The sequence below is a fragment of the Calothrix sp. FACHB-168 genome (assembly GCF_963889195.1).
GTDB lineage: Bacteria > Cyanobacteriota > Cyanobacteriia > Cyanobacteriales > Nostocaceae > Aulosira > Aulosira anomala_A.
The window spans coordinates 200,062-215,154 of sequence record NZ_CAWPNJ010000052.1 but is presented as its reverse complement, the minus strand read 5'-3'; the positions used below and the strand labels follow the sequence as shown (position 1 = coordinate 215,154).

The 15,093-nt window shown below is 39.2% G+C and carries 9 protein-coding genes; 4 read left to right on the top strand and 5 right to left on the bottom strand.

What is annotated here, in order from left to right; translation table 11 throughout:
* Positions 1–81: 81 nt before the first annotated feature.
* A complete protein-coding gene (locus AACW45_RS28320; protein ID WP_190629494.1) occupies positions 82–1,590 on the bottom strand; it encodes a TM0106 family RecB-like putative nuclease in 1,509 nt (502 codons plus the stop codon).
* Positions 1,591–1,762: 172 nt separating this feature from the next.
* Between AACW45_RS28320 and AACW45_RS28315 the strand changes: the two genes are divergently transcribed.
* On the top strand, positions 1,763–2,953 hold the full coding sequence (locus AACW45_RS28315) for an aminotransferase class V-fold PLP-dependent enzyme (RefSeq protein WP_190629492.1): 1,191 nt from the start codon (positions 1,763–1,765) through the stop codon (positions 2,951–2,953).
* 238 nt (positions 2,954–3,191) lie between these two features.
* Here the strand turns inward: AACW45_RS28315 and AACW45_RS28310 are convergent, their stop codons facing one another.
* From AACW45_RS28310 to AACW45_RS28300, 3 genes are all read right to left on the bottom strand, one after another.
* The gene (locus AACW45_RS28310; protein ID WP_190629490.1) at positions 3,192–3,611 is read right to left on the bottom strand and encodes a hypothetical protein; all 420 of its coding nucleotides are present in this window, start codon (positions 3,609–3,611) and stop codon (positions 3,192–3,194) included.
* A gap of 576 nt (positions 3,612–4,187) precedes the next feature.
* A complete protein-coding gene (locus tag AACW45_RS28305) occupies positions 4,188–5,333 on the bottom strand; it encodes a glycosyltransferase family 4 protein (RefSeq protein WP_190629620.1) in 1,146 nt (381 codons plus the stop codon).
* Positions 5,334–5,413: 80 nt separating this feature from the next.
* Positions 5,414–6,535, bottom strand: a complete 1,122-nt coding sequence (locus AACW45_RS28300; protein ID WP_190629618.1) for a glycosyltransferase family 4 protein — start codon at positions 6,533–6,535, stop codon at positions 5,414–5,416.
* Positions 6,536–7,403: 868 nt separating this feature from the next.
* On the opposite strand from AACW45_RS28300, the gene AACW45_RS28295 reads away from it, so the two are divergent.
* From AACW45_RS28295 to AACW45_RS28285, 3 genes are all read left to right on the top strand, one after another.
* A complete protein-coding gene (locus AACW45_RS28295; protein WP_190629488.1) occupies positions 7,404–9,611 on the top strand; it encodes a hypothetical protein in 2,208 nt (735 codons plus the stop codon).
* 1,059 nt (positions 9,612–10,670) lie between these two features.
* Positions 10,671–11,447, top strand: a complete 777-nt coding sequence (locus tag AACW45_RS28290; protein ID WP_190629485.1) for a PIG-L deacetylase family protein — start codon at positions 10,671–10,673, stop codon at positions 11,445–11,447.
* 354 nt (positions 11,448–11,801) lie between these two features.
* Entirely contained in the window at positions 11,802–12,911 is a 1,110-nt protein-coding gene (locus AACW45_RS28285) for a glycosyltransferase family 4 protein (protein ID WP_190629483.1), read from the top strand.
* 275 nt (positions 12,912–13,186) lie between these two features.
* On the opposite strand, the gene AACW45_RS28280 is transcribed toward AACW45_RS28285, so the two are convergent.
* A complete protein-coding gene (locus tag AACW45_RS28280) occupies positions 13,187–14,638 on the bottom strand; it encodes a GH39 family glycosyl hydrolase (RefSeq protein ID WP_190629482.1) in 1,452 nt (483 codons plus the stop codon).
* Positions 14,639–15,093: the final 455 nt, after the last annotated feature.

Genomic DNA, 15,093 nt, shown 5'->3' with positions numbered 1-15,093 from the left:
TGGCAGAGGGCAGAAGGAATTAATGCCGGTTGACTGTTGACTGTTGACTGTTGACTGTTGACTGTTGACTGTTGACTGTTGTTAAGCAGGCCGCAAATAATACTCTTCTTGGAAGAATTGCACCAGCCAGTCTTTGACGTTGCGGGTTGCGCGGCAGTCGTCTTCGTTGTAGCGTTGAATTGTTTCTAATAAAGTGCGATCGCCTGTTTCTAACCAGGAATCGTACCAGTAAATACACTTAGCACCACTGGCTTCTTTATCACGCCATTCAAAGCCTAACCACCGCGCAATGGCTTTTAAAGCATAGCTTTCTATGGGTAAGGCGACGCTTTGGGTTAATTGTTCATAAACATCCACAAAGCGGTTAAGTACGGGACGTACTTGAGAATTGGGTGTTTGGTAAAGTTTTCCCAGGCGCTGCACTGTATCAAATTCGTAGGCGCAAAAATGATAAATTGGGGCTTCGGGATATTGCCAAACTAAATCTAAAAATTGTCGCCACACTAGTTCTTCGTCTTCTGGTTTTTCTGCCAGGAGAGAATAAAACTGTTCTGTATTAGTTTGTCTGTTAACTACTAAAACACCTAAAAGATAATTTAAATTTAAATCTGGCTGCGCTTCAATATCAAAATAAATCTCGATAGGCGCTGTATAAGTAATAGTTTCTAGCGGTAAAGGGTAAGGTAAAATCAACGGACGATTTTGCAGTACGGCTTGCGCTTGTACTACTAATTTGTGGGCTACTTCACGGTCAAAACCAGTCAGATTTTCTAAAATGCTGGGATTGGTATTAGCTAGAGATTCCAGTGTCGTTAACTCTAGTTCTTGCAATTGCTTGTAGCGAACTGGGGTGACTCCAGGTAAAAGAGACAGATGTTTTTGCGATTGCGCGATCGCATAACATTGACTATACCAGTGACAAAGATTGCATTTTTGCCGAGAAATAAATACTTCTGCACCATCGGCTGACTCTAAAGCGGCAATCAACTCTGCCAATATCAGCTGCATTTGTGGCGTCCATTTCAGTAAATCTACTGGATAAGTATTTTCCCTGGTACGCAATTGTAATAAACCTATTGGCGGCGCAGTTTCTTGGAATTTTGCCAATATTTGAGCATGAAATGCAATTCCTACTTGATATTCCTGCTTGGGACGTTTACCCATCTCCAAATTTGCAGGTAAATAGATCCAATCGCCAAAACGAGATTGTCCAGGATGTTTGACTAGTAAATCTGGACAACTGAGCAGGGTATATTTTTGATAATCTGGGGAAACAGAGAAATTTTCATTTTCTGTATTTACCCATTCGTCGTAACTAACTAGCAATATTCCCCGATGAATGTACTCAACCCCACGCTGCATCAATTCTAGAGTTGCGGCTTGACCAGCTTCCCAGTCTCTTCTGGGATAATCTGGCTGATGATAAGACAAATTTGCCAAAATACTTTTTTGATAAGCAATTTTGTCTTGTTGCAGTTTTAGCAGCAACTCATTGGGACTGTCGCGCTGGGTTCTATCACCGCGACTATCTAAAAAAGGTCGGCGCTGACAGCGTTGATATTGCAGTAACAGATCGGCATTTATTAGCATTCCTTTAAGCTAACAAGAATTAGCATTTTCTGGGAGACAAAGTTTAAGAGTCAACAGTCAACAGTCAACAGTCCACAATCAAAAGTTTCTTGACAAATGACCAATGACAAATGACCAATGACCAATGACAAATGACTATCCACTATTTTTGCCAGTTTAATCCAAAATGAGTATGACTAATTTTCCTGCCTTAGACAAGAGTTTGCATAGTTATCGAGAAGGATTTCCAGCTTTAGCGAATAAAGCATATTTTAATTATGGCGGGCAAGGGCCGATGCATCAAAGTGTAATGGATGCAATTACGGAAGCTCAAACGCAAATCCAAAAACTCGGCCCTTTTGGTAATGAAGTTGGGCGTTGGATTGGTTTAACTGTGAAAGCGACAAAAGAAGCGATCGCATCTGAGTTAAATGTACCAGCAAATACCATGACTCTCACAGAAAATGTCACCGTTGGCTGCAATATTGCAATGTGGGGGATTGAATGGCGTTCTGGTGATCATATTCTGCTTTCTGATTGCGAACATCAAGGAATTATCGCCATTTCTCAAGAAATTAGTCGCAGATTCGGTGTAGAAGTTACCACTTGTCCTTTGATGGATACTTTAAATATAGGCGATCCTGTAGAGGCGATCGCGCAAAATTTACGCCCCAATACTCGCTTGGTAGTTTTAAGTCATATTCTCTGGAATACAGGCCAAGTTTTACCTTTAGATAAAATTGCCGAAGTCTGTAGAAATAATAATTCTCTACTTTTAGTAGATGCGGCTCAATCTGTTGGGGCTATACCTTTAAACTTAACTGAATTAGGCGTAGATTTCTATGCTTTCACAGGTCACAAATGGTTATGTGGCCCTGCTGGTATTGGCGGTTTATATGTGCGTCCCGAAGCAAAAGCTAGTTTAAAACCTACTTTTGTAGGTTGGCGCAGTGTTATTTTAAACGATCGCGGTCAGCCAATAGATTGGAATCCCGACGGTAGCCAATATGAAGTCGCGACATCAGATTATCCATTGTACGTTGGTTTAAAAGAAGCGATCGCTATTCATCAGCAATGGGGAACCGCAGAAGAACGCCATCAACAAATTTGTCGCCACAGTGAATATCTATGGCGACAATTAACAGCTTTACCTAATGTCAAATGTTTGCGGACATCCCCCCCCGAAAGTGGTTTAGTTTCGTTTCAACTAGTGAACCAAACACCCCAAACTACTTTAAAATTAGTTCAGTTTTTAGAATCAGAAAGATTATTCATCCGTCAAATTCGCGATCCCGATTGCGTCCGTGCTTGCGTGCATTACTTTACGTTAGAATCAGAAATCGATCAATTGATTGCAGCAGTGCAAAAATTTGAATTGTCTTAGAGGTTGTTTGAAAAGTTTTTGGCTGTGATTTTAGATACTTATTGATCCCCCCTACCCCCCTTAAAAAAGGGGGGAAACTTCTCAAAGTCCCCCTTTTTAAGGGGGATTTAGGGGGATCTAAAACGTTTTGCTACCAACGATAGGACTTTTAAAACATCCTCTTAGGGAATAGGAGACAAAGAGACGAGGTAAATTCACAAATTCCCAATGCCCCATGCCCAATGCCCCATGCCCAATACTATTGACTATTACCAAAATCAAACTGTACTTGTGTTCCGTCATTACCATTAAAAGACTGAACAGGAACAAAAATAAGTGAACTATTAGGGGCTGAGAGTGCTTCTGTTAAGCGTGAATCTTGAGCAGTTATGTTATTTGTCTGATTTTCAGTATATGTAACTGCTGGATTTTTTTGCTCAAAAAAGCTTTGATAGTCCTGCTGCGAATCGCGATTATTTATTCCCGTCAGCGAATCACCAGTGATTTTATATTCTTGAGTATCTTGGTTTGCTATCCCTGATGACTGTGCTTGAACCGGGCTTACTAAGCTTGCAAAAGCTGTCATAATTGCTAGCAAAGCAACAATTCTAGCGTTCATAAGTTTTATCCCAATTCTTTGAGTAATTTTTGTTGTTATTGCCCAAGCGATTTTTTTCATGAACCTCATTATAGGTTCATCTTTACAATTAATTGTAATTAACTATACTTAAGCCGTCAACCAATCATCATTTTTCTTATACTTTTGGTTGGCTTTTCAATAACAAGGCAGTAGAGTGATGAGGCTGATAAAATTGGCAGAATACAGGCAAAAAAAGGATTATTTGTCTTGCTGATTGTGCCTTAGTTGCCTTTTTTAAGAATTTTTGCAAATTATATAAACTTGAAACATTCTTGCCATAAATATTATTAATTTCATTAATAATTTAGCCTGAAACCAATTTACCGCAAGGAACTGAAGTTCCTTGCTCATAGCCAAAGTCATCTCAAGATGACTAAATATCCTCAAAATCTTGAGTCTACTTTAGTAGACTTGAGGTATTAGCCTTGGAATTCATTCCAAGGTGGTTGATAAAGCTGAGACTGAGGCTATTTTTAGCTTAAGTTGACACCTATGGGCACTGCCACACCCTCTAGAATATATTGATGTGTCGCTTTACGTAAATATGCTTGCAACCCTTACCAATGATTAATGAAAACCTTAACCAGCTATCTTCAATAACAACGCACTACTTAATTATCTGAATTTAGATAATAAAACTTCCGCAATTTGTTGATTAATATTTGTCACATCAAATCGCTGAGTTGCCATTCTTCTTGCATTATGAGCCATAGTTGTACTGTTGTGCCTTTGTTTTAAACAAGCAGTAATGACTTGCGCTAGTTCTTGAGAATCTTCTGGTTGAAATAAGTAACCATTAATCCCTGGTTTGATTAATTCAATTGCGCCTCCAGCTTTACTTGCAACCACAGGCGTACCAGATAACATTGCTTCAACAATTACTCTACCAAATGGTTCTGCAAAAGTGGAGGTATGAGCAACTAAGTCACAAGCCGCCATTAACTGAGGAATATCAGAACGGAATCCTAAAAATTTAACGCGATTTTCTAGCCCTAAATCTGTAATTTGTTGATGCAATTGTTGCACGTAATTTTGTTCGCCAAATAAGGCTTCACCAACTAAAATTACTGTTACTTGTTGGGGACATTGCACCAGAGCGTCAATTAATATATGTTGTCCTTTCCAAGGTGAAAGGCGACTGAAATGTCCAACAACAAATTTACCAACTAATCCTAATTCTTGCTGTAATTGCCTGACATCAAATTCGCTCGTTTGATAAATTTTGGGGTCAAATCCATTATAGATAACTGTGGTTAATTCCTTACGTCCACCAGCTTCTATAAAAGCCGATTGACTAGCTTGAGAATTAGCAATTACTAACGATGCAAAACGATTAGCTAAGTTAACAGCAATCCGGCGGTTACTGAGGCTAAAGTGTTCTTTGGAGAGGATATCGTGCAAATGATAGACCAAAGGACGACGAGCAAAAAAACTTGCGATCGCGCCAATGACTAAAGCTTTTTGAGTATTCGCATAAATTAAATCATAGTTTTTGGCTCTGTTAATTACCTTAATGATTAAGGGAATTATTTGTTGTAAACTTCTTAATGATTGAAAAAAACTACTACCTTTTTTAACTTGAATCGATCTATCAGTTAAAACTTCTACAGGAATATGATTTTCCTGTAATAAAGTTTTAAACGAACCATCTGCAAATAAGCCAACAAGACAGCGATCGCGATAGGGTTTAGCAATATCTATTAAACATAGTTCTGCACCCCCAGGTTTACCACTTTGGTCTAAAAACAGGATTTTTAACATATTAGTCAATAGTCAATAGTCAATAGTCAGTTGTCAGTTGTCAGTTGTCTCCCTTGTCCCCCTTCCCTATCCCCTATCCCCTAGTCCCTATCCCCTAACAAAACTCCCCGCACTTCTTGGGCTATTTTCTGCCAGTTAAACTTTGTAGCGGCGTATTGCTGACAAGCTTCTCTAGAAGGAATTAATATGCTTCCTAATAGGACTTGTTCTAATTTTTCAGCAATAGCGGAAACTTCTGTAGAGGTAGTAATTAAATCTGGTGATAGGGGTGATAAAATTTCTGGCATTCCGCCTACTGGAGTACAGACAACAGGAGTACCACAAGCAAGAGATTCGACAATTGCTAATCCAAACCCTTCAAAAGATTGGCTGGGCATAATTGTTAAATCAGCCGCTTGATATGCTAAAGGTAAATCTTCGTCAGGGAGAAAACCTAAAAATTTTACGTTGTCTTCTAAACCTAATTCTTGAGCCTGTTTTTCTAGTGCAGCTTGAATATGTCCTCTTCCAGCTATCGCTAACCAAACATCAGGAATTGTAGGTTTAATTATTGCTATTGCTTGCAATAATTTATCTAATCCAACTCGATTGACTAAACGCCGGGATGTAAATAATATTTGGCGATTATCAGGCCAGCCTAATTTATTTCTAGCTTCTTGGGGTGAGAGGTTGGCTTGAAATCTATTCAGATCAACTCCACCAGGAATAATGTGAATTTTATCCCAAGGAATATGATATTGTTGATGTAAAATTTTCCCAAATGCTTTGCTGAGAACAATAAAGCGATCGCAGCGATTATAGGTGCTTTTTTCAATCAGCCAGCGCTTGAGTAAAACACTAACTATTTTATTATCTGCTTCTTCTAAGCTTTCAGATGCCCAAGGGCCATGAAAGTTAAAGGTAATTGGTACTTCTTTGGGTAAAAGATCCAAAATCGGAAAGCTGTATAAGGCAAAATGCAGGTTAATTGCATCTGGTTTGTAGTTTCTGGTTTTCTGGAAATTTTGCCGAATCGACCATAATCTTTGCCAAATGACGCTATCTGGTTCGGCTAAATTAGTAAGCTTAATGGGAGTATTGATTTGTGTATTTGGTAACCCGACTCCACATAATTCTACTTTGTCTTTATTAGCTGCTAATTGATGTGTTAAATCATAAATATAGCGTTCTAATCCTCCAGGTGTATGCGGAAACCAGCCCATTCCCAAAGTGAGTATTGATGCTGGTGCGATGTTGTCTTTGCTAGGTTCCACCTATTGAACTCCTGCGATCTACGGTAATTGCTTGCGGTAGTTTATGCCCCCAAATCAAGCACTTTTGGCATTCAATAATCAATTTACGTTGCTACTACTTTTATTCCGCACTTCATTCCATTATCAGTACTTTTAGGAGTCCTATATAGGAAAAGTGTTATGATAAATATACACAGAATTCTCTGTTCTAAACTATCTATATTGAAACGTCAACTAGTAAATTTATAACTGTATTTTTAGTGACTTCATGACACCCAAATCGATTAATTTTATACTTTAATTATCAATAATTACTGACTCATTTAAATTTTATTTCTAAACATTAGGCGTAGAATGTCAGATTTATGAGACAAAATTCTGTATTCAGATTTACTATATTTGAAGATATAAAAGTGATGATTAATACAGTGTAAAAAAAATAGCGATCGCTCTCGGAGATAACTTTAAAAAACTGTGTGTTTTTAATAAAGTTTTCGTAAACTAGTCCTGTTTGAATGTCAAGGCTTTGTTATCTATGTATATATCTTGTTAAATGCAAGATTGCTGATAATGATGAAAAAATTTATTCTTTAGGGCTGGACAATCTTCAGTCAGCAAGCGCAAAATAAATCTACCGCTCTACAATATCTCGGTTAACATCGCTAACTGTCAAACATATCGGGGTTGTGACAATTAATTTTGATGGTATTAATTAGTTAATACTTATTGGCGATTGCTATGTATTAAATAATGCATCGCAAGGCTTGCTAATTCATATAAATAATATTCTCTGAAGCGATAAAAATATAAATTTGGAGATTAGAGGAACTTGAAGTTAATGCAAAAACTCAGCAGAATTTACTATAAATTTGACCAGTATATCAAAAATAGGTGGCGATGGCGAAATTTTCAGCAGCGAAAATTTGTCACATTTTTAGTTTGTCTAATTTTCGGAATCATCATTGCTTCTGTTAGTATTAGCACACGTTGGTCTGTGAGTGGAATGCCAACAACTACCTATAAAACATCTTGGATAGGTAATAGTTTTGGCGGTGGTAAAGAGTGGGTGCAAAACAACATTGAAGGCATGTATGTAACTGCCAATGGCACAATATATACCAATAGTGTATGGGATGAAGCCGGTAGAGAAGCTGGTATTTATAAAGATGGTAAGACTATTGGGATGGCTGATGATACTCACGGTTGGAGTCGTACTGGAGGTAAAGCTGTCACAGTAGATAGTAAATATCTTTATCTAGCAATAAATCAAGGAGACATTGGTAAAACCGAGAAAGATTATCCGCCTGAAGGAACGAATTGGTACTGTGTGAGACGCTACGACTTATCGGGAAAACCTGCACCTTTTTCTGGTGGTCGTGGTTGGGATAAGAGTATGTTAATTGTTAGTACTAAGGGTGAAGTTACTGGATTAGCAACTATCAATAAAGAATTATATGTGAGTGATTCGGCTGCTAATCGCATTCGTGTTTATAGTACAGAAACGATGCAAGAATTACGCAGCTTTAGCGTTGCGAATCCAGGTGCAATCGCTATCGATTCTCAAAGTAATTTGTGGATTATTCAAGGGAAAAAAGCTACTAATCCGGCGAAGATTGTCCATTATTCCCGCACAGGGAAACAATTACCCCAAGAGATAACGCAACTTATCGAACCAAGTGCGATCGCGATCGATCCCCAAGGGAGGCTGTTAGTTGCAGAAAATGGCCCTCGTCAACAAGTATTAATTTACAACGTTAAATCTCAGCCTGTAGAAGTAGGGACTTTTGGGGCTAAAGGCGGTATTTATGCAGGTAACCCTGGAGAAGTGCAAGATTTAAAACTTTACGGAATTACAGGGTTAGGTACAGATGGCGCAGGAAACATTTATATTAACAATAATGGTTTTAATCGTTCAGGAACAGATTTAAGAAAGTTTTCACCATCAGGAAAACTGCTTTGGCAATTATTAGGATTAATATTTGTTGATAATGCTGATACCGATCCCCAAAGTGACGGTGTGGATGTATTTACCAAACAAGAACACTTTGTGATGGATTACAACCAGCCACCGGGGAAAAAATGGACTTTTAAAAATTACACCCTCAATCCGTTTAAATATCCTCAAGATCCGCGATTGCATACATCTCCAGATGCTACCTTTTTCCGTCGCATTCAAGGTAAGCCTTTTTTGTTTCTCTCGGATATGTATGCTAGTTTTTTGCAAATTTATCGGTTTGATGGCGGTAGTAAGAGTAAAATTGCGATTCCATCAGCAATGTTTGTTGGAACTCGTGGGGATGGTAAACAATCAATTACTGGTAAATGGCCGCCATATCAACCAGAAAAAGGCGAATGGATATGGCGCGATCGCAATGGTAATGGTAAGTTCGATGAGGATGAATACGACAAAAGCGAAGATTATCCCTATTTAGGCGGTTGGTGGGTTGATAAAAAAGGTGATGTTTGGAAAACCTTGCGCACTCAAGATGGTATTGGTATTCGCCACTATCCCTTACAAGGACTAGATGCTCATGGTAACCCCATCTACAGCTATAGTTCCATGACAAAACAAAAGACTCCTAGCATGTTTACCGACTTGCGACGCATCGAGTATCTTCCAAATACAGACACCATGTATTTATCTGGGTTTACTGTAGAACATCCAGCCACAGGTGACGATAGTGGCGTTGTCGGATCGGAAATTATTCGGTTTGATAATTGGAGTCAAGAAAATCCTACACCTCGTTGGCGCATCGTCGTTCCGCACGACATCACAGGTAAGCGTGAAGTCTCCACCGCAGCCATGAGTGTAGCCGGAGACTATGTATTTGCAGTCACATTTAAAACTGCAGAAGTACATGTTTACAACGCCGCTACAGGAGTGCAAGTACAACAATTTAAACCAGGCCCAGAAGTTGCTGGTGAAAGCGGTTGGATTGATATACCTTATGGTATCCGCGCTTTCCGTCGCCGCAATGGTGAGTATTTAGTATTTGTAGAAGAGAATTGGAAAGGTAAAGTGATTATGTATCGATTACAAGGTTAATTCTCTCAATATTAGCTCCTGTGATTTTAGATACCCGATTTATTAAAGAAGTCGGGTATCTGAGCGCCGCAATTCTGATAAAATGCATCTATAATTATTAGATTTAATTGAATTACAGCTATTTTCAGGTAAATAAACCACGCTGTAGGGAACACCGACCATTGGTATCAACTTAACGTGAAACCCGCTTGGTGAAAAGGTTTCGCCCTCACCCCCAGCCCCTCTCCCCTGGGGAGAGGGGAGCTAGAGATCCAATTCCCCTTCTCCTTGGGGAGAAGGGGTTAGGGGATGAGGGCGAGAGGGTTTTGCACAACGCCTGCCCTATATAGCTTTCGGCTTAAGTTGACACCAATGGGCACCGACAATCTTTTGGTACTTACAATAATTTTACTGTTGCCGTGCCCCTACGACAGATGTGGTTCAAATAGGTGAAAACTGCTATAAACATCCGCATTGAAGAACAAAAATTTTATGCTGTATTTTTAAGATATTTGGATTAATATACTGATTTAATACAGCATATTTCAGGTAAATGAGGTACGCGCTTCGGGGCATGGCAGTGCCAATGCCCTTACAATCAACGATTATCTGTACCTCACCAACTGGCAATTCGCTGTAAATTTATAATCAATAAAATACTGGTAATAATTAAAAGTTGTAGTCAGGACTAAATCCCTCAAACAAGGACTGAATTATTGACTGCAAAATGAATTATTTTTGTTTTTTGCATATTGTATTTTTGCTAACGCCTTACTTTTTTAAATAGAAACCATTGTATTGATGTTCAAATGTATATTGAACATCAATTTATAGTAACTATTATTTCTGATTATTGCATTTACTAAAACTTTATTATTCACTTGTTATTAATTAAATATTTTTACACAAAACACAAATATATTTGATGACAATATTTGCTGATTAAATTATGATGTCATAACAGCAGTATCAATATTGGATAAAAGAAAATATATAGAAATTGTTGAAGCTGGAGTCAGTATTAACTGTGTATGGTAACTAAATATCTCAGTGGTTGGAGCCTGATTAAAGTCAGTAATTATGAACTTAAAAATGCATTTACAGCGAATCCAAAAATTCATTCCACATAACTGGCTGGAGTATTTGCAATATTTACACTCTAGACTACTATTTCATTGGATTATCCAGAATGGAAGTCAACCTCTGAAATTCAGCCAAAAATCAGCAATGGTGTTTTCTCCTCACCAAGATGATGAAACCTTTGGCTGTGGAGGCACGATCGCTTGGAAACGAGAGCATGGAATTCCTGTTATTATAACTTTTCTGACTGATGGACAGGGTAGTACTAATTCAGAGGATGAGCAAAATCAAGTTGTTCAAATTCGCAAGCAAGAAGCTGTAAATGCATTAGAAATTCTGGGAGTAAAACCATCGGAAATTTACTTTTTAGAAAAACCTGATGGGAAATTACCAGATTTAGACAATGAAGAAAGACAGCAAACAATTAAACAGATAACTGAACTTTTAAAGCGTTATCAGCCTGAAGAAGTATATGTACCTCATCGTAAAGATTGCCATCGAGATCATGAAGCCACATATCAATTGGTAAAAGACGCGATCGCGCAGGCAGAAATTACAGTAGAACTCCTACAATACCCCATTTGGTTATTCTGGAGAGCGCCGCTATTTATTCTGCTGAAATTGCAGGATATAGCCGCAGCCTACTATGTTTCAATTTCCTCAGTTCAAGACAAGAAAAATCGCGCAATTTCTGCTTATTATTCGCAAATTTCTAGCCTACCGCCTGGTTTTATTCAGCGATTTCTAGGCTCCCATGAAATATTTTTTAAGTCTTAGAGACGCGATGAATCGCGTCTGTACAATTGTCATTTGTTAGGCTTCAAGTTTATTTATGGTTAGGATATAGAGAAATCTGACATGAAGGGTTGTTGACAGTCAACAGTCAACAGTCAACAGTCAACAGTCAACAGTCAACAGTCAACAGTCAACACCGATATTTTTCACAACTGAAATAGGGTTGCTAGATTACTTAGTAATCAAGATTCAATGACAATACAGCCTACCCTGTACAACTGGGTAGGACAATTGAATTAATCTCAGTACAGAGGACTATCGAGTTCTTAATATCTCAGCTACTTTGCAGTGCTGAATCATCAATTTTCTATAAAAATTTCTGTGGAGACAATTTAAATGCGTATACTACATATTACCAATCACGTACAAAAAATTGGCAATGGAATTGTAAATGTAGCAGTAGATTTAGCTTGTTTACAGGCACAAAATGGCCATTCTGTAGCTGTAGCCTCAGATGGGGGAGAATACGAAGCGTTATTTGCAGAAAATGGCATACAACATTTTCATCTCGATCAATCGAGAACACCATTAAATATGCTCAAAGCTGCTTGGCGTTATCGCGAAATTATCCAAGAATTTCAGCCAGATATTGTCCATGCACACATGATGACAGGGGTTGTGCTAGCCGGAATTCTCAGAAATAGTGGTGACTATAGTTTAGTTTCTACCGTACACAATGAGTTTCAGCGCAGTGCTGTATTGATGGGATTAGCCGATCGCGTAATTGCTGTCAGTAATGCTGTTGCCGATTCAATGATAAAACGTGGTATACCCCAGAGTAAATTACGAGTAATTGCCAACGGGACATTACATAGTCCGCGTCATTGCAATATTAAAGATTATGAACCCATGCCTTTATGTCGTCCAGCTATTACAACTGTAGCGGGAATGTACACTCGTAAAGGCATTGTGGAGTTAATAGAAGCCTTTGTGAAAATTGCTCCCGACTTTCCCCAAGCACATTTATATTTAGTGGGAGATGGCCCCGATCGCGCTATGTTTGAGGAGATAGTGCAAAGTACAGCTTTTAGCACACGCATTCATTTTGAAGGCTTTCAACCCGATCCCCAACGCTATATGCTTGCTAGCGATATCTTTGTTCTGGCTTCCCACTGCGAATCCTTTGGATTAGTACTGACAGAGGCGCGAGAAGCAGGTTGTGCAATTGTGGCTAGCAATGTCGATGGAATTCCCGAAACTTTGGATCGGGGACAAGCTGGACTTTTAGTACCGCCAAAAGATAGTCAAACTTTAGCTAAGGCTTTAGGACATTTACTCAGCGATCCGCAACAATTACAAAAGTTGCAATCTCAAGCTAAACAAAATGTAGAACGGTTTAGTGTCAAGCGGGTGAATGAGGAAACGTTAAATATTTATTCGGAATTAATCAATAAATACAGTATGTTTAATGTCTTTAGAACTGAGGAATTTGCAGTTAGTAAATAAACTCATACCAATTGGGCAAAAGAATATAACAAATGGGTAGGGGCAAGGCAATACCTATAGGTGTCAACTTAAGGCGAAACCCCCTTGGCGACAACGTTTTGCCCTCACCCCCAACCCCTCTCCCACTAGGAGAGGGGAGCAAGAGATTTAATTCCCCTTCTCCAGGGGGAGAAGGGGTGAGGGGATGAGGGCGAGGGTTTTTGTACAACACGCGCCGTGTATAGCTTTTAGCTTAAGTTTACACCTATGGGCAGTGCCATGCCCTAGCAGGGTAATTAATTAGGCTTGACTGTTACAAACAAAATACTATAAGGTTCAACCGCAAAAGCCTGTCCGCGCATGATTGTAGATGGCAAAGTTGAACTAGCTACGGAACTGCTACCATTTTGGTTGACTTTGTACAGTTGGATTTTTTGCCCAGAGGCTCCAGGTAACGCCCAGCTTTGGGGTGCAATCATCTTTAAACGTGCGGAAACATTCACACTGGATCTGTTGACTAACATCAAGGATAAGGACTTTTGACCTTCAGATTCGCTCAACACTGCTAAAGGTACTAAAGTAGAGCTGTTGGAACTGGTTGACTCTAGGACTTTACCGTAAAATCCTTGATTCAAATACTCAAACACCCAGGATGCAGGGCGTCTGGGGAAAGAGGGAGCAGCACCAAGTTTACCATACCAGCCATCAGCCTCGTTCCAAGCTGTCGCTCCGGTTGCGCCTGCATAGAGAATAGAACGTGCTGCTAAAGCATCAAATATGGCACTTACATGGTTAGTCATGCGCTGATCTGGCGGAGACCAACTGATGTTGTACTCGTTATGGAAATATTCTACAGGTTTTGCAGTAAATTTCTTGACGCTGTTGCGCATGTAGTTTGTCGCCGCACCTACAGTTTTCTGCGCAGAGTTCCAAATTTCTGAGTTAGCATTGGTCTTAGAACCGGTGGAATAGGTATGATAAGAGATAAAGTCTAATTCGGGGAATGCTGTTGAGACAAAAGCCTCAATCCTCGCTGGGGTATAAGATTGGGCGAAGGCTGGCCCGCCGATTTTGATTGTGGGATCGACTTTGCGCATTTCTCGCGCCGCGATCGCAAATATCTTTCCTACCTCTGCCATGTTATTGCGGTAGTAGGGTTTAGAATCTAGCTCGTTGGTGACCTCCCAATATTTAATCTTTTTTTGCTGCTGAATATTTAAAATTCTGACTAATTCTGCACAAAACTGCCCATATCGCTTGTATTCAGATGGTTTCAGCGCCCCACTACTATCGGTTAAGTAAGCAGGAAAGTTGACAAGGTTCATCATAATTGCGGGGCGGTGCGGATAGGCTCCATTCATGGATGCAGTTATTTTTTCTACATCCCAAGAAAAGTTGGCTGAATTTGGATTCTTTACCCAGCCTCGCTTATCTGTAGTCGAGTCTTTCATTTGCCCTGCATAATGGTATCTGATTAAACCAGGACGCATGGCATTTATACCATTACGATAGTTGGTATTACCGCCTACGTTAGCTATTCCGGGGATATTTCCCTGATAAGAGTTGAGTCCGAAGTGCAAAGGTGTTGATACTAAGGGCTTGGAGGTAATTGGATTAGTTAACTGCTGACTCCAATTTACAGAGATACCAACCTCTTCACTGAAAGCTGGTTGGCTAAATATAATCAACAGAAAACTGCCGAGACACAAAGGTAGGAAACGACGAAAAAACGAAAAATTCAGGAACATAACAAACAAATCCCTAGAGAACAGCAGAAGTGACGAGACATAGCCTAGATTTGGCGATCGCCAGCTTCTTCAAGGGGGAAGAATAAAACTCAGCCCCCAAGATTGATTAGATACCCCTGAATTTATTGATGATGAAAAATCAAACCTATTTACAGCTAGACAAAGCTAGCTAGGAAGTTTCAATTCGTAATTGCACATGAAATTGAATAACTTAAGTTGTTTAGGACATGCCTAAAATCGTTGGTATCAGGTAGCCTGCACAATATTAAGTTTTATTTTAGATATACCAACCTGAAAACTTCATGCTTTCTTCACATAAGTTTATCATCTTTTATACTTCCTTTATCAAGTACAAGTACTTGTACAAATTCAAAATTCAGACTGTATCTGGGTTTCCGGTTGTGGATGGCGTTATGTTGGGTTGGCTTAGGGACATCCAATTTTTTAAATACCCA